At 71.6% G+C, this 22,799-nt stretch carries 21 protein-coding genes; 12 read left to right on the top strand and 9 right to left on the bottom strand.

Features of this window, described 5'->3' with window-relative positions; all coding sequences use genetic code 11:
* Positions 1-24: 24 nt before the first annotated feature.
* A complete protein-coding gene (locus AC29IT_RS06840) occupies positions 25-420 on the top strand; it encodes an SdpI family protein (RefSeq protein ID WP_358435229.1) in 396 nt (131 codons plus the stop codon).
* Positions 421-486: 66 nt separating this feature from the next.
* Here AC29IT_RS06840 and AC29IT_RS06845 read toward each other — a convergent pair whose 3' ends face one another.
* Together AC29IT_RS06845 and AC29IT_RS06850 are read right to left on the bottom strand one after the other, a co-directional pair.
* On the bottom strand, positions 487-1,059 hold the full coding sequence (locus tag AC29IT_RS06845) for a YqgE/AlgH family protein (protein WP_488218174.1): 573 nt from the start codon (positions 1,057-1,059) through the stop codon (positions 487-489).
* A 291-nt stretch (positions 1,060-1,350) separates the two neighbouring features.
* Entirely contained in the window at positions 1,351-2,943 is a 1,593-nt protein-coding gene (locus tag AC29IT_RS06850) for a CCA tRNA nucleotidyltransferase (protein ID WP_488218175.1), read from the bottom strand.
* An 87-nt stretch (positions 2,944-3,030) separates the two neighbouring features.
* Between AC29IT_RS06850 and AC29IT_RS06855 the strand changes: the two genes are divergently transcribed.
* The 9 genes from AC29IT_RS06855 to AC29IT_RS06895 all read left to right on the top strand — a co-directional run bounded on the left by AC29IT_RS06855 (position 3,031) and on the right by AC29IT_RS06895 (position 14,220).
* On the top strand, positions 3,031-3,585 hold the full coding sequence (locus AC29IT_RS06855; RefSeq protein ID WP_358435238.1) for an NUDIX hydrolase: 555 nt from the start codon (positions 3,031-3,033) through the stop codon (positions 3,583-3,585).
* On the top strand, positions 3,582-5,861 hold the full coding sequence (locus AC29IT_RS06860; RefSeq protein WP_488218176.1) for a DUF6049 family protein: 2,280 nt from the start codon (positions 3,582-3,584) through the stop codon (positions 5,859-5,861). Before AC29IT_RS06855 ends, AC29IT_RS06860 begins: the two co-directional genes overlap by 4 nt.
* Positions 5,862-5,933: 72 nt before the next feature.
* A complete protein-coding gene (gene murJ, locus AC29IT_RS06865; RefSeq protein WP_488218177.1) occupies positions 5,934-7,841 on the top strand; it encodes a murein biosynthesis integral membrane protein MurJ in 1,908 nt (635 codons plus the stop codon).
* A gap of 280 nt (positions 7,842-8,121) precedes the next feature.
* The gene (locus tag AC29IT_RS06870) at positions 8,122-9,699 is read left to right on the top strand and encodes a protein kinase family protein (protein ID WP_358435247.1); all 1,578 of its coding nucleotides are present in this window, start codon (positions 8,122-8,124) and stop codon (positions 9,697-9,699) included.
* Positions 9,700-9,812: 113 nt separating this feature from the next.
* A complete protein-coding gene (gene sigM / locus AC29IT_RS06875) occupies positions 9,813-10,421 on the top strand; it encodes an RNA polymerase sigma factor SigM (protein WP_358435250.1) in 609 nt (202 codons plus the stop codon).
* On the top strand, positions 10,418-11,296 hold the full coding sequence (locus tag AC29IT_RS06880; protein ID WP_488218178.1) for a hypothetical protein: 879 nt from the start codon (positions 10,418-10,420) through the stop codon (positions 11,294-11,296). The genes sigM and AC29IT_RS06880 overlap by 4 nt, the downstream gene beginning before the upstream one ends.
* A gap of 117 nt (positions 11,297-11,413) precedes the next feature.
* On the top strand, positions 11,414-12,421 hold the full coding sequence (trxB, locus tag AC29IT_RS06885; protein WP_488218179.1) for a thioredoxin-disulfide reductase: 1,008 nt from the start codon (positions 11,414-11,416) through the stop codon (positions 12,419-12,421).
* 44 nt (positions 12,422-12,465) lie between these two features.
* Entirely contained in the window at positions 12,466-12,792 is a 327-nt protein-coding gene (gene trxA, locus AC29IT_RS06890) for a thioredoxin (protein ID WP_358435257.1), read from the top strand.
* 270 nt (positions 12,793-13,062) lie between these two features.
* Complete coding sequence (locus tag AC29IT_RS06895; RefSeq protein ID WP_358435260.1) at positions 13,063-14,220, top strand: N-acetylmuramoyl-L-alanine amidase; 1,158 nt, start codon at positions 13,063-13,065, stop codon at positions 14,218-14,220.
* A 46-nt stretch (positions 14,221-14,266) separates the two neighbouring features.
* On the opposite strand, the gene AC29IT_RS06900 is transcribed toward AC29IT_RS06895, so the two are convergent.
* Positions 14,267-14,887, bottom strand: a complete 621-nt coding sequence (locus tag AC29IT_RS06900; RefSeq protein ID WP_358435263.1) for a GNAT family N-acetyltransferase — start codon at positions 14,885-14,887, stop codon at positions 14,267-14,269.
* A 269-nt stretch (positions 14,888-15,156) separates the two neighbouring features.
* On the opposite strand from AC29IT_RS06900, the gene AC29IT_RS06905 reads away from it, so the two are divergent.
* Together AC29IT_RS06905 and AC29IT_RS06910 are read left to right on the top strand one after the other, a co-directional pair.
* A complete protein-coding gene (locus tag AC29IT_RS06905) occupies positions 15,157-16,521 on the top strand; it encodes an aminotransferase-like domain-containing protein (protein WP_488218180.1) in 1,365 nt (454 codons plus the stop codon).
* A gap of 81 nt (positions 16,522-16,602) precedes the next feature.
* The gene (locus AC29IT_RS06910; protein ID WP_488218181.1) at positions 16,603-17,553 is read left to right on the top strand and encodes a D-alanine--D-alanine ligase family protein; all 951 of its coding nucleotides are present in this window, start codon (positions 16,603-16,605) and stop codon (positions 17,551-17,553) included.
* Positions 17,554-17,831: 278 nt separating this feature from the next.
* Here AC29IT_RS06910 and AC29IT_RS06915 read toward each other — a convergent pair whose 3' ends face one another.
* The 6 genes from AC29IT_RS06915 to yidD form a co-directional block, all read right to left on the bottom strand.
* Positions 17,832-18,857 (bottom strand): ParB/RepB/Spo0J family partition protein, encoded by a 1,026-nt coding sequence (locus AC29IT_RS06915; RefSeq protein WP_358435271.1) that lies wholly within the window; start codon positions 18,855-18,857, stop codon positions 17,832-17,834.
* Positions 18,854-19,711, bottom strand: coding sequence for a ParA family protein (locus AC29IT_RS06920; protein WP_358435274.1), 858 nt, complete (start codon positions 19,709-19,711; stop codon positions 18,854-18,856). Before AC29IT_RS06920 ends, AC29IT_RS06915 begins: the two co-directional genes overlap by 4 nt.
* A 143-nt stretch (positions 19,712-19,854) precedes the next feature.
* On the bottom strand, positions 19,855-20,565 hold the full coding sequence (gene rsmG, locus AC29IT_RS06925) for a 16S rRNA (guanine(527)-N(7))-methyltransferase RsmG (protein WP_488218182.1): 711 nt from the start codon (positions 20,563-20,565) through the stop codon (positions 19,855-19,857).
* A gap of 322 nt (positions 20,566-20,887) precedes the next feature.
* Entirely contained in the window at positions 20,888-21,436 is a 549-nt protein-coding gene (locus AC29IT_RS06930; protein WP_358435279.1) for a Jag family protein, read from the bottom strand.
* A 34-nt stretch (positions 21,437-21,470) separates the two neighbouring features.
* A complete protein-coding gene (yidC, locus tag AC29IT_RS06935; RefSeq protein WP_488218183.1) occupies positions 21,471-22,475 on the bottom strand; it encodes a membrane protein insertase YidC in 1,005 nt (334 codons plus the stop codon).
* Positions 22,475-22,798, bottom strand: a complete 324-nt coding sequence (gene yidD, locus AC29IT_RS06940; RefSeq protein ID WP_358435285.1) for a membrane protein insertion efficiency factor YidD — start codon at positions 22,796-22,798, stop codon at positions 22,475-22,477. The genes yidC and yidD overlap by 1 nt, the downstream gene beginning before the upstream one ends.
* Between the last annotated feature and the right edge of the window lies 1 nt (position 22,799).

The following is a 22,799-nucleotide window of genomic DNA, read 5'->3' on the forward strand; positions in this document are numbered from 1 at the left end:
CCGGGCCGGTCGTACCCTGTCCAGGTGATTGCTGTGCAGATGGTCTTGTGCGCGCTGCTCGTCGTACTCGGCGCCGCGCTGGTGTTCATCGGGTGGCGCGGACTGCGGAGCCAGCTGCCGCCGAACCGCTACGTGGGGGTCCGCACCCCGGCGACGCTGCGCAGCGAAGAGGCCTTCGAACTCGGCAACCGGGTCGCGGCGCCCGCGATGCTCGCCGGTGGCGCCGTGGCGGTCCTGGCCGGTGTGTCCGAGCCGCTGCTGAGCACGGTGACCAGCGCGGTCGTCGTCGCGGTGCTCGGCATCGCGGGCGCGTTCGCGCTGATGGTCGTCGGCGGCGTGCTGGGCAACCGCGCGGCCGAGGCGATCCCGGCCCCGGTGGCCGCGGGCTGCGGCGGTTGCCCCGGCGGCTGCTGCGGCTGACCCCGCCGACCTCGACGTTCGGAACGCCCGCGGAACTCGGTCCGCGGGCGTTCGTCGTGTCCAGGGCTAGTTGAGCTTCACGTCGCCGGGATGGGTGGCGAGGAAGGCGAGCGGGGTGCTCTGCCGGCGCAGCACCCGGCCCCACAGGTCCGCGCCCGGCGCCACGATCACGTCGTCGGGCAGCGCGGGCACCACGAGCCAGTCACCGCGCTCGATCTCCCCGGCGAGCTGCTTGGCGTCCCACCCGGCGTAGCCGGCGAAGAAGCGCAGTCCGCGGGCGCGCGGCACCAGGTCCTCCGGATCGCCGTCGAGGTCGACGAGCCCGACCGGCCCGCGCACCCCGACCATGCCGCTGATCCGCCCGACGTCCTCACCGGCGCGCAGCGCGGCGAGGCAGATCGCGGTGCGCTGCTCCACCGGACCGCCCACGTACAGCGAGGGCGGTTCGCTGGCGTGCGGCGCCCACTGCGGCAGCACGTCGCTGACCGCGACCTCGCTGGGCCGGTTGAGGATGACGCCGAGGGTGCCTTCGCTCCGGTGGTGGATGATGTAGACCACCGTCCGGCGGAAGTTCACGTCGAGCAGCTGCGGAGCAGCCACCAGCAGCGTCCCCGGCTCCACCTCCGCGTCTGATTCCACTCCCGCATGATCGCAGAGCGGAGCCCCTCGCGGCGTGACCGTGCCGCGAACGCGGCCGAAATCCGGCCGGTGGGACCGCCGGAGCACCCCTGCTCGTTGCGACTACCGAATCATCTCCGGCCAGTAATCTCGTCCGAGTATTAATAGAACGGTCTGACCAGGGGCGATGCGAACAATCCTCGCCGAATGTCGGGGCGACCGCGCTCGACGGCGGCCGCGGTGGGCGATCGGCGGAGTCGCGAACCCCACTCCGCGCCAACCTCCCGCGCGCACCGCCGCGCAGCCCGCGGATCAGGCCTCGCCGGAGACCTCGATGCCCTGTTCGGCGGCCCAGCGGTACAGCTCGGCGACGGCGTCCTCGTGCTCCATCGGGCCGCGGTCCAGCCGGGTGTCCTTCAGGTGCTTCCACGCCCGGCCCACCAGCGGGCCCGGCGGCAGCCCCAGCAGCCGCATGATCTCGTTGCCGTCCAGGTCCGGGCGCACCCGCGCCAGGTCCTCCTCGGCCGCGATCCGGTCGATCCGCTCCTCGAGGTCGTCGTAGGAGCGCTGCAGCGCGTTCGCCTTCCGCTTGTTCCGCGTCGTGCAGTCGGCCCGCACCAGCTTGTGCAGCCGGGACAGCAGCGGACCCGCGTCCGTCACGTACCGGCGCACCGCCGAATCGGTCCACTGCCCGTCGCCGTAGCCGTGGAAGCGCAGGTGCAGGTACACCAGCTCGCAGACCTGGCCGATGATCTCCTTCGAGTAGCGCAGCGCCCGCAGCCGCTTGCGCGCCATCTTGGCGCCGACCACCTCGTGGTGGTGGAAGCTGACCCCGCCGCCCGGCTCGAACCGCCGGGTGCCCGGCTTGCCGATGTCGTGCAGCAGCGCCGCCAGCCGCAGCACCAGGTCCGGCTCGCCGTCCGGGTCGGCCGCCCGCTCCAGGTCGATGGCCTGCTCCAGCACGACCAGCGAGTGCTCGTAGACGTCCTTGTGCTGGTGGTGCTCGTCGATCTCCAACCGCATCGCCGCGACCTCGGGCAGCACGTGCTCCGCCAGCCCGGTGTCCACCAGCAGCTCCACGCCCTTGCGCGGGAACCGGCCGCACAGCAGCTTCGACAGCTCGGCCTGGATCCGCTCCGGGGTGATGCGGGCCAGCTCGTCGGCCATTTCGCGCATCGCGGCCAGCACCCGCTCCGCCGGTTCGAAGCCGAGCTGGGCGGCGAACCGGGCGGCGCGCAGCATCCGCAGCGGGTCGTCGGCGAACGACTCCTGCGGGGTGGCGGGCGTGTCCAGCCTGCCGCGGGCCAGGTCGTCGATGCCGCCGTGCAGGTCCACGAACTCGCGGGCGCCGAGCTCGACGGCCATCGCGTTCACCGTGAAGTCGCGGCGCAGCAGGTCGCCCTCGATGGTGTCGCCGAACGCCACCTCCGGGTTGCGGGTGACGCGGTCGTAGCTGTCGGCGCGGAACGTGGTGATCTCCACCGTGGTGCCGCGCTTGTAGGCGCCGAGGGTGCCGAACTCGATGCCGGTGTCCCAGACGGTCTCCGCCCACCCGTCGAGCAGCTCGCGCACCTGCTCCGGGCGGGCCGCGGTGGTGAAGTCCAGGTCGGTGCCCAGCCTGCCCAGCAGGGCGTCCCGGACGCTGCCGCCCACGAGGTACAGCCGGTGGCCCGCGGCGGCGAACCGCTCGGCGAGCTCCGCGGCGACCGGGGCGACCTCGATCAGCTCCGCGACGGCGGTGCGCGGTGTCGTCGCGAGCGCGGCGCGCTGGGGCGTCCCGGCCGCGGTGCGCCGGGTCGCCTCGGGCGCGGTGCGCTGGGGCGTCTCGTCCGCTCCGCGCGGGGCCTCGCGCTCGCTGGCGCGCAGGTCGGTCTCGTCCGGGGCGTCACGCGTCGAAGGGGCCACGGGGAGAGGATATCGGCTGCTCAGCGAGCGATCTCCGGGGCCGCTTCGACCACCGGTGCGATCGCTGATCGCATTACCATCGGCCGCATGCCTCCGTCGCCCGGCCGCTCCGGCGGCGCACAGCCGGGGCGCCGGAACCGCCGCCGGCGCCGACGGCTGCGGACCGTGGACGAAACCTCCGCCGGAGGGCTGGTGGTCGCCGAGCCCGAACGGCTCGCTGCGATCATCGGGAGGGCCGACCGCAGGGGGCGACTGCTGTGGTCGTTGCCGAAGGGCCACATCGAGCCTGGTGAGACGCCGGAGCAGACCGCGGTGCGCGAGGTCGCGGAAGAGACGGGGATCATCGGACGGGTGACGGTGGCGATCGGCACGATCGACTACTGGTTCGTCGCCGGTGACCGGCGCGTGCACAAGACGGTGCACCACTTCCTGCTGGACGCGGTCGGCGGAGAACTTTCCGACGAGGACGTGGAGGTCACCGAGGTGGCTTGGGTGCCGCTAGGTGAACTGGACGAGGTGCTGGCCTACGCCGACGAACGGCGTCTGGTGCGGCACGCGCTCGCGCTGCTCGGCGATCCCCAGCCGGGCGCGGACGAGCAGGGGAGCACGACTCCCCGGAACACGGGAACGGAGCCGGGGTGAGGTGTCTGCTAGCCGCCGTGGTCGCGGTCCTGCTGATCAGCGGGATTCCGATCGTCGCGGCCCGCACGGCGAGCGCGCAGGGGTCCAACGCGGCCCAGCTCGAAGTGACCAAAGTCACTCCATCGGTGGTGTCGGGCACGACCGGTGAAGTGAGCATCAGCGGCCGGATCACCAACCGGTCCGGCAGCACGATCAACGGCATCGAGGCCCGCGTGCAGCGCGGCTACCCGACCCAGTCGGAGCCCGCCGTGCAGGACGCGCTGCGCGGCAACGCCGCCACGGTCAACGAGACCAGCTTCCGGCCGCTGATCGACACCCTCGCTCCGGGGCAGGAGGCCCCGTTCGAGCTGAAGGTGCCGCTCACCGGACCGGACTCGCTGCAGATCGCCGAATCCGGTTCGTTCCCGCTGCTGGTCAACGTGAACGGGCAGCCCGACGGCGGCGGTCGCGCGCGCATCGGCGAGTCGCGCTTCCTGCTGCCGGTACTCGCCCCGCCCGGCGCCCCGCCCGCGAAACCGGCGCAGCCGGCGCCGATCACGATGCTGCTGCCGATCGTCGACTACCCGCGGATGCGGCAGGAGGGCACACCGGACCAGCGCTCGGTGCTCGCCGACGACTCGCTCGCCGCCTCGCTCACCCCCGGCGGCAGGCTCTACGACCTGGTGCAGGGCGTGGTGGACGGCGCGGGCGCCGGATCGCCGCTGGGCAACGGGCTGTGCTTCGCCGTCGACCCCGATCTGCTGGCCACCGTGCAGGCCATGACCCGCGGCTACCAGGTGCGCAGCGCCGACGGCGGGACGCAGGAGGGGACCGGGGCGGCTTCGGCGCAGCTGTGGCTGAACAAGCTGCGCGAGGCGACCGCCGGGCGGTGCGTGCTGGCACTGCCCTACGCCGACTCCGACCTGCTCGCGCTGGAGCACGCCGGGCTGCCCGACCTGATCAAGGGATCGCTGGACGGCGCCGGCCTGGTGAAGCAGGTGCTGACCACCGAACCGCGGCGCAGCGTGCTGTGGCCCATCGAAGGCGCGGTGGACGAGCCGTTCACCCGCAGGCTCACCGACCTCGGCATCGACACGGTGCTGGTCGACCCGGCCTCGGTGTCCACCGGCTCGCCCGCCCCGTCCCGGCTGTTCGAGGACGGGCCGACGGCGATGCCGATCGACCCGCTGCTGTCCGAGGCGCTGGACCCGAACTTCGGCGGCCCGCGCGAGACGACGGCGATGTCGCCGGAGGGCGGCGGCACCGCCAGCGTGCAGAACGCGCTCGGCGCGCTCGCCTTCCGCGCCACCCTCGGCACCCAGGACGGCGCGACCTCGGTGCTGGCGCCGCCGCGGCGCTGGAACCTCAGCGGGGACGACGTGCGGTCGCTGCTCGACGGGTTGCGCGGACTCACCGAAGCCGGGTACGTGCGGCCCGCGGGCCTGCCCGAGCGCGACGGCGAGGCGGAGCAGAGCACCTCGGAGCTCCCGGTGTCGCAGCCGTCGTACCCGGCGGAGAACGCCGCCGAGGAGATCCCGCAGCCGGTGCTGGACCAGCTCGCCGAGCAGAACTACAAGGTCGGCGACCTCTACCGCTCCAGCGAGAAGGACCCGGCGACCGACCTGGACCGGGCGGCGCTCACCACGCCGCTGCGCAACGGGCTGCTGCGCGGCGCCTCCAGCGCCTGGCGCGACGACCCGGGCGCGGCCCGGCACTGGGTGCGGGTCGCCACCGACACCCTCGACGGGGTGCTCTCGCAGGTCCGGCTCGACGAGTTCGCCGGCAAGATCACGCTCACCGCGTCGAACGCGCCGATCCCGATGACCGTCACCAACGACTTGCCGGTGACCGTCTCGGTGCGGCTGCGCATCCCCGCGACGGCCGGGCTGGAGACCCGCGACCTCGGCGTCATCCGGGTGCCCGCGCAGGGGCGGCGGCACTTCCGGCTGGAGACCGAGGTGCACCGGGCGGGCCAGTTCACCGTCGACGTGGCGGTCACGACCGAGGCCGGGACGAAGCTGGGCACCGCGAAGCGCATCCAGCTGCAGTCCTACACCTACGACCCGTTCACCGTCGGGCTCACCGCGATCGCCAGCGCGCTGCTGGTGGTCCTGTCCGGGCGGCGCATCCTGCGCAGGTTGCGGGCGCGCCGGGCCCGGCTGGCCGCGGCCGCGGGAACCGCGGGTCCGGCGGAGCGCTCCGACGGCGGGTCCGCCCCCGGCGGGGGCGAGGCGTCCGCCGCCGAGTCCACCGCGGTCTCCGGCAGCACCACCGAAAGTGACCGCAGTCCGAGCTGACATCCTGGTCCGGCCACCCGCGGGAGTGACACCCCGCGAGCCGGCACAGGCGGTGAGTGAAGGGCACAGGCAGTGAACCGAGACAGCGACGCGGAAGCACGGCGGCACCCGGCGGGACCGGGCGGTCCCGGCGCGGGCGGGCCCACGCCTCCCGCCGACGATCGGACGCGGCAGATCCCGCGCGTCGAACCGGGTGGGCCGCCGGTCTCGCGGCAGCAGGTCGCGCAGCCGGTGCCCGCCGGGACCGGGCCGCACCGCGCCCCGCAGCCCGGCTGGCACGCCGCCGAGACGCAGCCCATCCCGGCGGTGCTGCCCGAGCCCGGCCTCGACCAGGCCGCCGAGCAGGCGGCGGAGCAGACCCGCGTGCTGCGCCCCACCGGCGGTGGCGGCGGGAAGTCGCTGCTGCGCGCCAGCGGTTCGATGGCGATCGCCACCCTCATCAGCAGGATCACCGGCTTCGGCTGGAAGATCCTGCTCGCGCTGATCATCGGCTTCGGTGTCGAGAACGACTCCTTCACCGTCGCGAACAACCTCCCGAACAGCGTGTTCGAGCTGCTGATCGGCGGGGTGCTGACCAGCGTCATCGTCCCCGTCCTGGTGCGCGCGCAGAAGTCGGACTCCGACGGCGGCGAGTCCTACATCCAGCGGTTGCTGACGTTGTCGGCGGTGATGCTGCTGGTCGGCACCGCGCTCGCCGTCGTCGCGGCGCCGGTGCTGGTGTGGCTGTACGTCCGGGACGGCGGCAACGCCAATCCCGAGCTGGCCACCGCGTTCGCCTACCTGCTGCTGCCGCAGATCCTCTTCTACGGGATCAGCGCGCTGATGAGCGCGATCCTGCAGGCCAAGCAGATCTTCAGCCCGCCGGCCTGGGCTCCCGTCGTCAACAACCTCGTGGTGATCGGCACGATCTGCGTCTACTACACGCTGCCCGGCGAGCTCACCATCAACCCGGTCCGGATGACGGACGCGCACCTGATGACGCTGGGCATCGGCGTGACCCTCGGCGTCGTCGCGCAGGCGTTCATCCAGGTACCGGCGCTGCGCCGCACCGGATTCCGGTTCCGCTGGCGGTGGGGCTGGGATCCGCGGCTCAACGAGTTCGGCGGCCTCGCGCTGTGGATGCTGGCCTACGTCGGCGTCAGCCAGATCGGCCTGATGGTGATGAGCGGCGTCGGCACCAGGGCCGTCGTGTGGTCGATGTACAACTACGTGTGGATGCTGCTGCAGCTCCCGTACGGCGTCATCGGGTTCTCCGTGATGACCGCGATCCTGCCGCGGATGAGCGGGGCCGCCGCCGACCACGACTACCCGAAGGTCGTCTCCGACCTGTCCCTGGGCAACCGGCTGTCCACGGTCACGCTGCTCCCGATCAGCGGGGTCATGAGCGCCATCGGGCTCCCGCTGGCGCTGGCGCTGTTCTCGGTCGGCAAGAGCAGCGGCGATGCCGGGCAGATCGGCATCGCGCTGGCCGTGTCCGCGTTCGGCGTGCTGCCCTACGCGATCACGATGATGCAGATGCGGGTGTTCTACGCGCTGAAGGACGCCCGGACGCCGACGCTGATCATGGTCGTGATGACCGTGGCCAAGGTCGGGCTGGCGCTGCTGTGCGGCCTGATCGAGGACCCCGAGATGGTCCTGTACGCCTTGGTGTTCATCAACTCGTTCAGCTTCGTGGTCGGCTGGGTGGTCGGCGAGGTCTGGTTGCGCCACCGGCTCGGGCGGCTCGAAGGTCGCGTCTTCCTGACCACGCTCGGCAAGACGCTGCTGGCTTCGGTCCTCGGCGGCCTCGCGACCTGGGGCGTCGTGCTCGGCGTGGACGCCCTGATCCCCGGCGAGGCCGGGTCGGGAACGGGCTGGCTGCAGCTGCTCGCGGGCACGATCGTCGGCTTCGCGATCACCTTCGGCCTGATGGCGCTGCTCCGGGTCCGGGAGCTGGAGCCCGCGATCGGCAAGCTCAACGCGATGCTGGGCCGCCGCTGAGCCCGGCGGCGCCGATCCCCGGGCGGTTCCGGACCTCGAACCGCCCGGTGGGGAGGCGGCCGCCGACCCGGCTCGACCGAGGCCGACCAGGGAGCACGCGGCCCTCGCACCGGCGGTGTTGCTCCGGGTGCGGGAACTGCGGCCTGCGATCGGGCGGCTCACCGCTCTGCTGCGTCGTCGTTGACATTGGCGTCACGTACCCTCGGAGCGGAAGTCTTCTCCCGTGGGGAGGGGGTGTTCAGTGCCCCCCGGCTGGAGCGGGAGGAGCGGGAGAGGGAAGGTGAGCAGCAAACCGACCAGGCAAGCGATGCCGGAACGTGACGCGGGCGATTCGACGGCGGACGACGCCGAACAGCTGACCCCCGGGGCGGTACTCGACCACGGCCGATACCGCCTGCTGGAGAAGGTCGGCGCGGATCCCCGGTGCGACGCGCAGCTGTGGCGGGCCAAGGACGGTGTGCTCGGACGCGACGTCGCGCTGACCATCCTGACCGGGGACCGCTCCCACTCGGACGCGGCGTCGAGCGCGCGGCGCACGCTGGAACGCGCGATGCACGCCAGCACCTTCAACCACGTCGGCGTCGCGCGGGTGCTCGACGTCGTCACGCCCGCACCGGGCGACCCGCAGGGGGTGCTCGGCGTCGTCATCGCCGAGTGGACCCACGGGACCGACCTGATCGAACTCGTCTCCGAGGGACCGCTGTCGCCGGGTACCGCGGCGCGGGTGCTGCAGCCGCTGGCCGCGGCGGTCGAGGCCGCCCACCACGCCGGGCTGGTGCTCGGCGCGGACCACCCGCAGCGGATCCGGGTGACGCCGGAGGGCGAAGTCCGGATGGCCTTCCCCGGACCGCTGTCCACCGCGAGCTCCAGCGACGACGTGCGCGGTCTCGGTGCCGTGCTGTACCTGCTGCTGACCGGGCGCTGGGCGCTGGACGCGGCTCCCGACGGGCTGCCGACCGCGCCGACCGGGCCGGACGGCACCATCGTCGCGCCGCGCACGCTGCGCCCCACCGTGCCGCTGGAGCTGTCCACGGTCGCGCTGCGCGCCCTCGGCAGCCCCGACACGCACGGCACCACCGGCGGCGTCCGCACCGGGGCCGCCGTGCTCCGGGTGCTCGAACAGCACGCCACCTTCGAGGAGGACAACTCCACCGCGGTCATGCAGTCCGCCCCGGCGGGCGGCGGCGCGCGGGAGAGCAACGAGGTCTGGAGCACCCAGGACCCCAAGCCGGACGAGGTGAAGCGCAAGAAGCTGGCGATCAGCGTCGGCGCGCTCGCCGTGGCCACCCTGCTCGTCGTCGGCTGGATCGTCGCGAACCTGATCGGCCTGGTCGCGGGCAACCAGGAGGCCGAAGGCCCGTCCGTGACCCTGGAGGACGGCAACCAGCAGCCCGCGCCCACGCCGGAGCAGTCCGTCCCGGTCAAGGTCACCGGCGGCTCCCCGTTCGTGGTGGAGCAGACGCCGGACAGCCCCGGCAAGCTCGGCAACCTGTACGACGGCGACCCGGCGACCTCCTGGGCCACCGACTCCTACAACGACCAGCTCGGCGGCGGGTTCAAGACGGGCACGGGCGCCGTGCTCACCTTCGCGTCGCCGACGACGCTGCGCGAAGTGGTCATCGACTCGCCCAGCGCGGGGACCGTGGTGGAGATCCGCGCGGCGGACGGCACCAGCCCCGACCTGAACTCCAGCAAGGTGATCGGCCAGCAGACGTTGTCCGCGGGGCAGACCACCATCCCGATCGAAGCGGCGCAGCCCACCCAGCACGTGATCGTGTGGCTGACCCAGCTCGCCCCGTCCGGGGGCAAGTTCCAGAGCCGGATCAACGAGATCACCCTCTCCGGCTCGGCCGCCTGACCTGGCGCGCTGCTCGGCCCGCGCGGGATCGCCACGATCCCGGTCCCGCGCGGGAGCGCACCGCCGCGGCGCGGTGCTCGTGGGCGGGATCACGATCAGTAGAGTGCTGAACCGTGTCTGCCCCCGAGAGAACGGACGCCGAGCTCCTCGCGGCGCACGTCAACGGCGATCGTGACGCGTTCGCCGCGCTCTTCCGCAAGCACCGGGACCGGTTGTGGGCGGTCGCGCTGCGGACGATGCGCGATCACGAGGAGGCCTCCGACGCGCTGCAGGACGCGATGATCTCCGCTTTCCGCAACGCCGGATCGTTCCGGGCCGAATCGCAGGTCACCACCTGGTTGCACCGGATCGTGGTGAACGCCTGCCTGGACCGCATCCGGCGCCGCCAAGCGAGACCGACGGTGCCGTTACCCGACACCGGACCGGCCGAGCCGGCCGTTCCGCGCGACGCGATCGAGGAGCAGGACACCCGGATGGCCGTGCAGGAAGCGCTGGCCGCCCTCCCGGAGGAGCAGCGCGCCCCGATCGTCCTCGTCGACGTCGAGGGCTACTCGGTGACCGACACGGCGGCCGCGCTCGGCATCGCCGAGGGCACCGTGAAGAGCCGCTGCGCCCGCGGGCGGGTGAAGCTGGCGAAACTTCTGGGGCACCTGCGGAACCCGAGTGCGGATGCGAACGTCCCAGATGACGCCAACGCCAAGCGTCGACGGGAGGGACGATGAGCGGCGAAGAACGGCGCCCCGACACGCCGCAAGGCCCGCCGTGGTCGCTGGATCTGGTGGCGGACCTGCACGCGGGTGCGCTGGATCCGGAGACGGCCGAGCAGCTGCTGCCGCGCCTCCGGGAAGATCCGGAGGCGAGCGCGCTGCTCGCCGCGCTGGACGCGACCGGCTCCGACCTCCGCGGTCTCGAAGACCTCAAGGAACCGGCGCCGGAGGTCCCGTCGCCCGCGATGCCCGCGGACGTCGCGGCCAGGCTCGAGGACGCGCTGCGCGCCGAACTCGACGCATGGCCGGCGGACACCGCACCGGCGCCCGAGGCAGCCGGGTTCGAGGCGTCCTGGTCCGGGAACGCCCGGCCCGAACCGGCCACGCCGGAACCGGCCCCCGTGCTCGACCTCGCGGCCGCCCGCGCCCGCAGGCGCAAGCGCGTCGGCTGGACGACGGGCCTGGTCACCGCCGCCGCGGCCGTCACCGGGATCGTCGTGCTGGGCACGTCCACCCTGGGCGGTGGCTCCCCGGACGGCGGCACCCCGCAGGCCGGTCGGCCGGAGGGCACGCCCGCCGCGGACGGCCCGCCACCGCTGGCGCTGCGCGGCGGCGACACGCTGCCCGCGAGCCAGCTCGGCCCCGCGCTCTCCTCCGAGCAGTACGGGGAGCTCACCGATCCGGCGCGCCTGCTCGGCTGCCTGCAGGCCAACGGCGTCACCAGCGGGAATCCGCTCGGCGCCCGGGACGTCACCATCGACGGCAAGCCGGCGCGGGCGCTGGTGCTGCCCGGCGGCGGCATCGGGAAGTTCCGCATCCTCATCGTCGGCCAGGAGTGCGGGCCGAACCAGGCCGCGACGATCTCGGACAGCACCCTCGGCGGACGCTGAGGAGTCGCGCTCGTCACGGCCGACGGCGCCGGGAACACAGGCGCTTAGGATCGCGTTGACCCGGATACGCTCGCGCGTCCTGCGCGGCGGGCGGCACGCGACAACGAAAGGGGCGCGGTGAGCGACGACGTCCGCAACCTCATCATCGTGGGCTCCGGCCCTGCGGGCTACACCGCCGCGGTGTACGCCGCGCGGGCCGAGCTGGAGCCACTGGTCTTCGAGGGCACGCAGTTCGGTGGCGCGCTGATGACGACCACCGAAGTGGAGAACTACCCGGGTTTCCGGGACGGCATCATGGGCCCCGAGCTCATGGAGCAGATGCGGGAGCAGGCGAAGCGGTTCGGAGGTGAGCTGCGCGCCGAGGACGTCGAGCACATCGACCTCGCAGGCGATGTGAAGAAGGTCACCGCCAACGGCGTCGAGTACCGCGCCAAGGCGATCGTCCTGGCGATGGGCGCCGCCGCCCGCTACCTGGGCATCCCCGGCGAGGAGAAGCTCCTCGGCCGCGGCGTGTCCTCCTGCGCCACCTGCGACGGCTTCTTCTTCCGCGAGCAGCACATCGCCGTGATCGGCGGCGGCGACTCGGCGATGGAGGAGGCCACGTTCCTCACCAAGTTCGCCGACTCGGTGACGATCATCCACCGCCGCGACGAGTTCCGCGCCTCCAAGATCATGCTGGAGCGGGCCAAGGCCAACGAGAAGATCCGCTGGCGCACGAACGCCGCGGTGACCGAGGTGCTGGGCGACAGCTCCGTCACCGGTCTGAAGCTGCTGGACACGAGCACCGGCGAGGAATCTCAGCTGGACGTGACCGGCATGTTCGTCGCCATCGGCCACGACCCGCGCAGCGAACTCGTGCGCGACCAGGTCGAGGTGGACGACGAGGGCTACGTCGCCGTGCAGCAGCCCACGACCCGCACCGGCATCCCCGGCGTGTTCGCCGCGGGCGACCTCGTCGACCACACCTACCGGCAGGCCATCACCGCCGCGGGCTCCGGCTGCTCGGCGGCGATGGACGCGGAGCGGTGGCTCGCCGAGAACGAGATGAGCGAGGCCGCGCACGTCGCGCCCGAGCACGAGGGCGGCGGCTACGCGCCGGCCGCCGAGACCGCGGCAGCGCGCTGAGCCAACGCGCCACCGACAGCTGATTTCCACCGAGGGAGATGAACATGGCCGGGAACAACACCGTGACCGTCGACGCCGACTCGTTCAAGACCGACGTGCTGGGCAGCGACCAGCCCGTTCTCGTCGACTTCTGGGCGACCTGGTGCGGCCCGTGCAAGATGGTCGCGCCCGTCCTGGAAGAGATCGCCGCCGAGAACCCGGGCATCACGGTCGCCAAGCTGGACATCGACAAGAACCCGTCGATCGCCCGCGACTACCAGGTGATGAGCGTGCCCACCCTGCTGCTGTTCTCGAAGGGTGAGCCGGTCAAGCAGATCGTCGGCGCCAAGCCGAAGGCCGCGCTGCTGTCCGACCTGGAGGACTACCTGTGACGCGTCGCTGACCCGTCGCACCGGCCGGAACCCCGCCCGCCCCGCCCTCGTGCGGAGGCGCGCGGGGTTTCGTCGTTCTCGCCGGTAGGCGCGAGGTCACGCCGTGCGCAGCGCGCTGCGAGCGGCCCGCAGCGCCGCTGCAATGCAGGCAAGGCACAATGAGCCGATGGGTTCGCATCCGAACCCTTCCACCCAAAAGTGGACATTCGGGGGAGTACGACCGTCCTACGCGCCGGGATCCGTCCGGCGCCTGAATCGAGCGAGGAGTGCATGCAGCTGCTCCACCGCGGTGACGTCGGTCCGGCCGTTGCCGAGATCAGGAACACCCTTGCTGCGCTGGGTCTCCTACCGGCCCCCCCAAACGGAACCGCTTCCGGTCCCGCGCACTTCGACGCAGCGGTGGAACACGCGGTGCGCCTCTTCCAGCAGCGACGCGGGCTGATCACCGACGGCGTCGTCGGCCCCGCCACGTACCGCGCGCTGATCGACGCGCGCTGGCGGCTCGGTGACCGCTCGCTGGCCTACCTGGTGTCCAAGCCGATCAGCGGCGACGACGTGTTCGCGCTGCAGGAGCGGCTGCTGGAACTCGGCTTCGACGCGGGCAGGCCCGACGGCATCTTCGGCTGGCAGACCGAGCACGCGCTGCGCAGCTTCCAGCGGGACTACGGGCTCAACGCCGACGGCATCTGCGGCCCGGGCACGCTGCGGGCGCTCAAGCAGCTCGCCCCCAAGGTCCGCGGTGGTCGTCCCGTCTACCTGCGGGAACAGGAGAAGGTGCGCCGCGCCGGTCCGCTGCTGCGCGGCAAGCGCATCGTGCTGGACCCCGGGCACGGCGGCACCGACCGCGGCGTCGCCGTCGGCGGCGTCAACGAGGCCGACATCGCCTGGGACCTGGCGCGCAGGCTCGAAGGCCGCATGGTCGCCACCGGCATGGAAGCGCTGATCACCCGCGGGCCGCACTCCTGCCCGCCGGAAGCGGACCGGGCGAGCTTCGCGAACGAGGCGGGCGCCGACCTGTTCCTGTCGCTGCACATGGACGCCAACCCGGCTCCGGCCGCCCAGGGCGTCGCCAGCTTCCACTTCGGCACCGGCAACGGCACCACGTCCACGGTGGGGGAGGCGCTGGCCGGGTTCCTGCAGCGCGAGATCGTGGCGCGCACCGGCATGCTCGACTGCCGCATCCACCCGAAGACGTGGGAAGTCCTGCGCCTCACCCGGATGCCCGCGGTGCGCACCGAGATCGGCTACCTGACCAACCCGGAGGACCGGCGGCGGCTGCTCGACCCCGCGTTCCGGGACATCATCGCCGAGGGCCTGCTGGTCGCGGTGAAGCGGCTCTACCTGCTCGGCAAGGACGACCAGCCGACGGGCACCTTCACCTTCGACGACCTGCTCCGGCACGAGCTCACCCGCGCCGAAGGCGCCTGAGCACCGTTCGCAGCGCGGAGCCGGTCGCGACACCGGGCTCGACGGCTCATCCGAGGGCCGGCTCCGCCGTTTTCACCGACACCGTGCTGAGCAGCCGTTCCAGGGCCGCTTCGACGTCTTCCTTCCAGGAGATCGCGGTGCGCAGCTCCAGCCGCAGCCGCGGCCACTTCGGGTGCTGGCGGACCGTCTTGAACCCGACCTGCTGCAGGAACCCCGCGGGGACCACGCAGCTGTCGGCCTCTTCGTGCAGGTCCCCGAACGCCTCGATCGCGCGGACGCCGCGCTTCGTCAGGTCCTTCGCCACGTTCTGCAGCAGCACCCGGCCCAGGCCGCCGTCCTCGAAGTCCGGCATCACCCGCAGCGAGGTGAGCAGCACCGCGTCCGCGCTGACCGGACCGGACGGGAACGCCGAGGCCCGCGGCACGGCGGCGGGCGGGGCGTACAGCGCGTAACCGGCGGGTACGTCGTCGACGTAGAGCACCCGACCGCAGGACCCCCAGTCCAGCAGCACGTTGGAGACCCAAGCCTCCTTCTCGAGACCGGTCTCGCCGAACTCCTCGGCCTGCTCCCGGATGTGCGGCGCGAGTTCCCAGAACACGCAGCGACGGCACTTCGGTGGCAAGTGGTCGAGGTTGTCCAGCGTGACGCCTACGACGCGTCGCGACACCCTGACCTCCCCTGCAATCCGCCAGAACCCACGCACGGCAGGTGGGGCTGCCGCAAGGATAAGCCGACGCCACCGACCGCCGGAAGCATCTCGTCCTTCCCAGCGTCCCCCGAAATGGTGAGATGGGTTACCGTCAAGCCGGTTTGTGCGAGGCGCCCGTTACACAAGCCACCGCCGGACGCGATAGCACAGATAGACTCGCGCGACCGTCACCTAGCGGTAACAGGAGACGATCACTACAGCGCACACCCGATCCACCGGAGCGCGGAATGTCCGATCACGGCAGCAACCCGACCGATCAGCAGCAGCCCGGCCCCCAGCAGGAGGCAGTGGTGCAGCAGGCAGGAGCGGCGCGCAACCTCGACGCGCACCGCGACCGCTACGCCCAGCGCACCGCAGGCATGACCGCATCGGAGATCCGGGCACTGTTCGCCGTGGCGAGCCGCCCCGAGGTCGTCTCGCTCGCCGGCGGGATGCCGAACCTCGCCGCCCTGCCGCTGGACTCGCTCGCCGCCGAGGTCTCCCGGCTCATCGCCGTCGACGGCCAAGCCGCGCTGCAGTACGGCTCCGCGCACGGCGTGCCGGAACTGCGCGAGCAGATCTGCGAGATCATGGCCGCCGAGGGGATCAGCGGTCACCCGGACGACGTGATGGTCACCGTCGGCTCCCAGATGGCCCTGGACATGGTGACCAGGCTGTTCTGCGACCCGGGCGACGTCGTCCTCGCCGAAGGACCGTCCTACGTCGGCGCGCTCGGCTCCTTCGCCGCCTACCAGGCCAAGGTCGTGCACGTGGCGATGGACGACGACGGCCTGCAGCCCGAGGCGCTGCGGCACGCGATCGCCGAGGTCACCGCGCGCGGGGAGCGCATCAAGTTCCTCTACACCATTCCGAACTTCCACAACCCCGGCGGCGTCACGCTCGCCGTGGAGCGCCGCGCCGAGATCCTCGAGATCTGCCGCCGGCACGACATCCTGGTGCTGGAGGACAACCCGTACGGCCTGCTCGGCTTCGAGGGGCAGATCTACCCGGCGCTGCGCAGCCTCGACCCGGACAACGTGGTCTACCTGGGCTCGTTCTCCAAGACCTTCGCCTCCGGGCTCCGCGTCGGCTGGGTGCTCGCCCCGCACGCGGTGCGGGAGAAGCTGGTCCTCGCCGCCGAGTCGGCGACGCTGTGCCCGCCCACGCTGAACCAGATGATCGTGTCCCGCTACCTCGCCACACACGACTGGAAGGGCCAGATCAAGACCTTCCGCGAGCAGTACCGGGAGCGCCGCGACGCGATGCTCGGCGCGCTCGAGCAGCACATGCCGGAAGGCTGCAGCTGGACCAAGCCGGACGGCGGGTTCTACGTGTGGCTCACCGCTCCGGAAGGCGTGGACACCAAGGCGATGCTGCCGCGCGCCGTGACGCAGCGGGTCGCCTACGCGTCCGGCACCGGCTTCTACGCGGACTCGCTGGGCTCCCGGCAGATGCGGCTGTCGTACTGCTACCCGACGCCGGAACGCATCCGGGAGGGCGTCCGCAGGCTCGCGAACACGCTGACCGACGAGATGGAGCTGGTGCGGACCTTCGGCAGCGTGCCGCAGCGCGCGGTGTCCGGGCCCGAAGCTCCCTCTCCCGACACGGCGTAACCTCGGTTCTGCCGCACGATTCGATCGGTCCACTGCGCACCTGGTGCGCAGTGGACTCTTACTTTCAGGGGAGTTCGACCAGTGTCCGATCGTTGGGTCGCCGTGCTGTCCGGTGGGTTGTCGCACGAGCGCGAGGTGTCGTTGCGCTCCGGGAGGCGGTTGTCCACCGCGCTGCGCTCCGTCGGAATGACCGTGGGGGAGTGGGACGCCGACTCCCGCCTCGTCGCGCGCGTCCAGGACGAACGGCCGGATGCCGTGGTCATCGCGCTGCACGGCGGCGAAGGGGAGAACGGCGCGGTGCAGTCCGTGCTGGACATGCTCGGCGTCCCGTACGTGGGCACGGATCCGCGCGCCTGCCGCCGCGCCTGGGACAAGCCGACCGCCAAGGCCGAACTGGCCCGCGCCGGCCTGAGCACGCCGGACTGGGTGGTGCTGCCGCACGCCACGTTCCGCGAGCTCGGCGCGCAGGCGGTGCTGGACGCGCTGGTAGCCAAGCTCGGCCTGCCGCTGATGCTGAAGCCGGACCAGGGCGGGTCAGCGCTCGGCGCCCGGGTCGTCCGGGACGCCTCGGAGCTGCCCTCGGCGATGGTGGGCGCGCTGGCCTACGGCGACACCGTGCTCGTCGAGCGGTTCGTGGAAGGCGTCGAGGTCGCGATCAGCGTCGTCGACACCGCGGACGGGCCGGAGGCGCTGCCCGCGGTGCGGATCGAGGCGGCCGACGGCGTGTACGACTACACCGCTCGCTACACCGCGGGGCTCACCAGCTACGAGGCTCCCGCCGACCTGGCACCGGACGTCGCCGTCCGCGCAGGCGAGCTGGCGGTCGCGGCGCACCGGCTGCTCGGGCTGCGCGACGTGTCCCGCACCGATGCGATCATCGACCAGGACGGGGTGCCGCACTTCCTCGAAGTGAACGTGTCCCCGGGCCTGACGGAGACCTCGCTGTTCCCGATGGCCGTGGAGGCCGCGGACCGATCGCTCGGCGAGGTGTTCGCCGGACTGGTGGAGAAGGCGATCGTGCGCGGGAACTGAGCGCATGTTTCACGTGAAACGGCGATCGGCTCTCGTCCGATGAGTTCGCGGGAGACCCGCCGTTGAAAGCAGGAGCCGCCGATGTTGCGACATCGGCGGCTCTTCTTCGTTCAGGTCCCGACCGCCGCGTCGGAGTGCGCGGAGTCGGAGTGATCGGCTGCGACCCCGAGCGATTCCGGGGCCCGCCGTGCCGGGGGATCGGGGTCAGCGGTGACCGTTCGGCGATACGGTCATATCGCCCAAAACGATGATCGTCACCGTGACGAAAGACCTCGGTGTCATCCCTCCCGGATTTCGCGGAGCTTGTCGGCCTCTCCCGGCAACAACAACTCGGCCAGCCGCTCCAAGTCGTCCACCGAACCGAACTCCACGACGATCCGGCCCTTCCGCTTGCCCAGATCGACCTTGACCTTGGTGTCGAAGCGATCGGACAGCTTCTCCGCCAACCCCTGCAAGCCGGGGGACTGCAACTGCTTCCGCGGCGCCGCCTTCTGCTTCGCCGGCCCCTCGCTCTTCTTGAGCGTCACCGCCTCTTCGGTCGCCCGCACGGACAACCCCTCGGCGATGATCCGCGACGCCAACTCCTCCTGGCCGCCCGCGTCGTCGAGAGCGAGCAACGCCCGCGCGTGCCCCGCCGAGAGCACCCCGGCAGCGACCCGGCGCTGCACCGGCATCGGCAGCCGGAGCAGGCGGATCGTGTTCGTGATGACCGGACGGCTGCGACCGATCCGCTCTGCCAGCTCGTCGTGCGTCACGTCGAACTCGTCCAGCAGCTGCTGGTACGCGGCCGCCTCTTCGAGCGGGTTCAGCTGCACCCGGTGGATGTTCTCCAGCAGGGCGTCCCGCAGCAGCGCGTCATCCGCCGTCTCGCGGACGATCGCGGGAATGACCTCCAGCCCGGCTCGCTGCGACGCGCGCCAGCGGCGCTCGCCCATGATGAGCTCGTACTGGCCGGACTCGATCTCCCGCACCACGATCGGCTGCATCAGGCCGAACTCGCGGATCGAGTGCTCCAGCTCGGACAGCGCCTCCTCGTCGAAGACCTGCCGCGGCTGCCGCGGGTTCGGCGTGATGGACGCGGTCACGACCTCCCGGTAGGTCGCACCCGCCACCGTTCCGCCGCCGGTTTCACGTGAAACCGGCTCCGGCGCGCTCGCGCCGTCCCCCGGGGCGGGGGAGGGGGGTGGGGTGAAGCCGGCGCCGCGCACGGAGACTCCGGTGGAGCCGCCGCCGCTCTCCGCGGGAGGACCGCTCGGGATCAGCGCCGCGAGGCCTCGCCCCAGACCACCCTTGCGTTCGGTCATGCCGTCTTCCTCTCCACACCCCGCTCGGCGATCTCCTTCGCCGCATCCAGGTAGCTCATCGAACCCCGCGAACCGGGATCGTAGTTCAGCACCGTCTTGCCGAACCCGGGCGCTTCGGAGATCTTCACGCTGCGCGGGATGACCGTCCGCAGCGTCAGCTCGCCGAAGTGGCTGCGCACCTCGTTCGTCACCTGGTCCGCCAGCTTGGTGCGGCCGTCGTACATCGTCAGCAGGATCGTCGACACCCACAGCGCCGGGTTCAGGTGCGCCTGCACCAGCTCGATGTTGCGCAGCAGCTGCCCGAGGCCCTCCAGCGCGTAGTACTCGCACTGGATCGGGATCAGCACCTCGTGCGCGGCCACCATCGCGTTCACCGTGAGCAGGCCGAGCGACGGCGGGCAATCGATGAAGACGTAGTCGGGGGCGATCTGCTCGATCGCCTCGGACTTCAGCGCCTCCTTGAGCCGCCCCTCGCGGGCGACCATCGACACCAGCTCGATCTCCGAACCGGCCAGGTCGAGCGTCGCCGGCACGCAGTACAGGTTCGGCGATTCGGTGCTCTGCGCCGCGGCGTCCGCGATGCTGATCTCGCCGAGCAGCACCTCGTACACCGAGGGGACACCGGACCGGTGGTCCACGCCGAGCGCGGTGCTGGCGTTCCCCTGCGGGTCGAGGTCGATCACGAGCACCTTCAGCCCCTGCACCGCCAGTCCGGCGGCGAGGTTCACCGTGCTCGTCGTCTTGCCGACGCCGCCCTTCTGGTTGGCGACGGTGAGGATGCGCCGCCGATCCGGGCGGGGGAGCTGCATCGTCTCGGGGTGCAGCACCCGGGTCGCGCGCTGAGCCTCTTCCATGATCGGAGTCCAGCCCACGCCGTCCGCCGGGAAGGCTTCACTCGCTTGCTGACCGCGTTCTTCCGCGCCAGAAGGAAAACGCATGGAACCCATCACGCGCCCCTTCGTTTCACGTGAAACACGATCCGCTCCGTTCGACTCCGTCACCGTCCACGATCCTTCCTCGCTCTACGGCCGCCGTCACGACGCCGACCGGGCGCTTTCTGGGATACCCGCTCCACGACGACGACCGTCGTCGGCACATCGAGCACGTTGTCGCCGCACGACAACACTTCACCGGGGCTGCCACCCGCCGCCCGGACGGCGTCCGCATCGCGTTCCAGCTCTTCCGCCGCGGTCGATCCCTTCAACGCGAGCATCCGCCCGCCGGGACGCAACAGGGGGAGGCACCAGGCCGAGAGCCGTTCCAGCGGCGCCACGGCGCGCGCGGTGACCACGTCCTGATCGGCGAGCCGATCACGTACCGGGCCTTCCTCGGCACGCCCACGCACCACCTCGACGGAGAGATCCAGTTCCTCGACGACTTCCCGCAGCCAGGCCACTCGTCGAGCCATCGGCTCCAGCAGAACCAGCTCGACATCGGGGCGAGCGATCGCCAGCGGAATGCCCGGCAGCCCCGCCCCTGAGCCTACGTCCACGACACGGCAATTCGGTGGCAGCAACTCCGCGAGTACCGCGGAGTTCAACAGATGGCGGTCCCAGATCCGGGGGAGTTCCCGCGGACCGATCAATCCTCGCCGCACGCCTTCCTCGGCGAGCATCGTCGCGAACCGCTCCGCTCCCGGAAGACGATCACCGAAGACCGCTTGCGCGGCCGCCGGAACCGGGATCGGATCACCTTCTGCTGCGGTCACAGTCTTCCACCCTGCTGTCGTTGTTTCACGTGAAACGGGGGCGCGTCCACCAAGTCGGTACGGAGTTGTTTCACGTGGAACGGGCTCGATGATCGGCGCGCTGGTTTCACGTGAAACGCGGACTCGGATCAGGCGGTCCGCGCGGCCCACATCATCATCTCAGCCCGAAGTCGGTCTTGCTCCCGCGCCTGGTTTCACGTGAAACACGACGGGTTCGCGACGCCTGGTGTCACGTGGAACATCCGCCGAACGCGAAGGCGCCCGGCCGGGAGATCCCGACCGGGCGCCTTGGTCCATCCCGCGCGTCGCGGGGGAGGGGAGGTCAGTTCGACTTGTAGACGACGACCTTGCGGCTCGGCTCTTCGCCTTCGCTCTCGCTGTGCACTCCGTCGACCGCCGCGACGGCGTCGTGGATGATCTTCCGCTCGAACGGGGTCATCGGACGGAGGCGGGTCTCCTCGCCGGAGGACAGCACCTCTTCCGCGGTCGTGCGACCGAGGTTGGTGAGCTCCTCGCGACGGCCCGCGCGCCAGCCGGCCACGTCCAGCATCAGCCGGCTGCGCACTCCGGTGTCCTGCTGCACGGCGAGCCGGGTCAGCTCTTGCAGCGCCTCCAGCACCTGACCGCGCGACCCGACCAGGTGCTCCAGGTCGCTACCGCCGTCGATGCTCACCACCGCACGACCGGCCTCCACGTCGAGGTCGATGTCCCCGTCGTAGTCCAGCAGGTCGAGCAGCCGCTCCAGGTAGTCACCGGCCACGTCGCCCTCCTGGACGAGCAGCGTCTCGGTATTGCTGCGCTCCTGGTCGGCGTTCGGCGTGGACTCCGCCGACTCCTCGACCTTGGTCGGCTCCTGCACGGTTTCAGACACTGGGCGTCTCCTCTCCAGGGGTACGCGACGTCGGTCAGCGGGACTCGTCCGGCCGACTGTCGCGGGAACGGTCTTCGAACACCCCGGGAGCATCACCGGGTTGGTCTGCGTCGGCGGCCGGGCGCGCGGGGGAGGGGGCCTCGGTCGCGTCCTGGGCCGCGGGCTCGTCCGCTTCCGCGGCGGCCGGTTTCGCCTCGAGCGCCGCGGTCTCGGCGGTCGGCGCGGTGACGGTGGCGCCGTCTACGACGGCCGGCGCGGCCGCCGCTTCCTCGCGGTCGATGCGGCTGTAGACGATCCGCTGCTGCCCCAGGGTCCAGAAGTTGTTGGCCAGCCAGTAGAGCAGGATCGCCAGCGGCAGGAACGGGCCGCCGATGATGGCGAACATCGGGAAGACCCAGAGCACCATCCGGTTCATGATCTCGGTCTGCGGGTTCGCCGCCGCCTCCGGCGTCTGGCGCTGCACCGAGTGCCGGGAGGTGAAGTGGGTGGCGATGGCCGCGGCGACCATCAGCGGCACCCCGACCAGGAGCATCGACAGGCGGTCCGTGCCGAAGCTCGCGAGCACGTCCGGAGCCTGGCTGATCGTGTTCGACAGCTTCGCGCCGAACAGGTCGGCGGAGACGAAGGAGGCGACGTCCTCGGGACCGAACACGAAGTTCGAAGGTGCCCCGGGGCGGAACCCGTTGAGCACGTGGAACAGGCCGAAGAAGACCGGCACCTGCACCAGCATCGGCAGGCAGCCGGAGATCGGGTTGAAGCCCTGCTCCTGCTGGAGCTTCTGCATCTCCTGCGCGAGCTGCTGCTTGTCGTGCCCGTGCTTCTCCTGGAGCGCGCGGACCTGCGGAGCGAACTCCTGCATCTTCTTCATCGAACGCACCTGGTGCACGAACGGCTTGAACAGCAGCGCGCGCAGGGTGAAGACGAGGAAGACCACGGACAGCGCCCAGGCGTACCCGCTTGCCGGGTCCAGCACGAAGCCGAAGACCTCGTGCCAGAACCAGAGGATCGCCGAGACCGGGTAGTTGATGAAGTCGAGCACTAGTCCTCCGCGGGGGGTCGGGGCGCTGCGCCCGGCTCGGCCACCGTCCCGCCGGAGCGGTCCCGCCGGGGTGGGACGTAGTCGAAGCCGCCAGGGTGCCAGGGGCCGCAGCGCAACAACCGCCGCACGGTGAGCCAGCTGCCGTAGAACGCTCCGTGCACCGTCAGCGCCTCGACCGCGTAAGCGCTGCAGCTCGGGTAGAACCGGCAAGTCGGGGGCAGCAGTGGCGAAATGATCTTCCGGTAGACGTGCACCGGGCCGAGCAGCAGCCATGCGGCCGGGCTCGGACGAACCCGCTCACCGCTGTCCAGCGTGTCCGACATC

The sequence above is a fragment of the Saccharopolyspora sp. MMCC62 genome, from assembly GCF_057736575.1.

Coding starts and splice junctions, on each gene's coding strand:
- AC29IT_RS06880 (WP_488218178.1), top strand. CDS start 10,418: ATGAGCGGCGAAGAACGGCGCCCCGACACGCCGCAAGGCCCGCCGTGG.
- AC29IT_RS06895 (WP_358435260.1), top strand. CDS start 13,063: ATGCAGCTGCTCCACCGCGGTGACGTCGGTCCGGCCGTTGCCGAGATC.
- AC29IT_RS06855 (WP_358435238.1), top strand. CDS start 3,031: ATGCCTCCGTCGCCCGGCCGCTCCGGCGGCGCACAGCCGGGGCGCCGG.
- AC29IT_RS06915 (WP_358435271.1), bottom strand. CDS start 18,857: ATGACCGAACGCAAGGGTGGTCTGGGGCGAGGCCTCGCGGCGCTGATC.
- AC29IT_RS06920 (WP_358435274.1), bottom strand. CDS start 19,711: ATGGAAGAGGCTCAGCGCGCGACCCGGGTGCTGCACCCCGAGACGATG.
- yidD (WP_358435285.1), bottom strand. CDS start 22,798: ATGTCGGACACGCTGGACAGCGGTGAGCGGGTTCGTCCGAGCCCGGCC.
- AC29IT_RS06905 (WP_488218180.1), top strand. CDS start 15,157: ATGTCCGATCACGGCAGCAACCCGACCGATCAGCAGCAGCCCGGCCCC.
- trxA (WP_358435257.1), top strand. CDS start 12,466: ATGGCCGGGAACAACACCGTGACCGTCGACGCCGACTCGTTCAAGACC.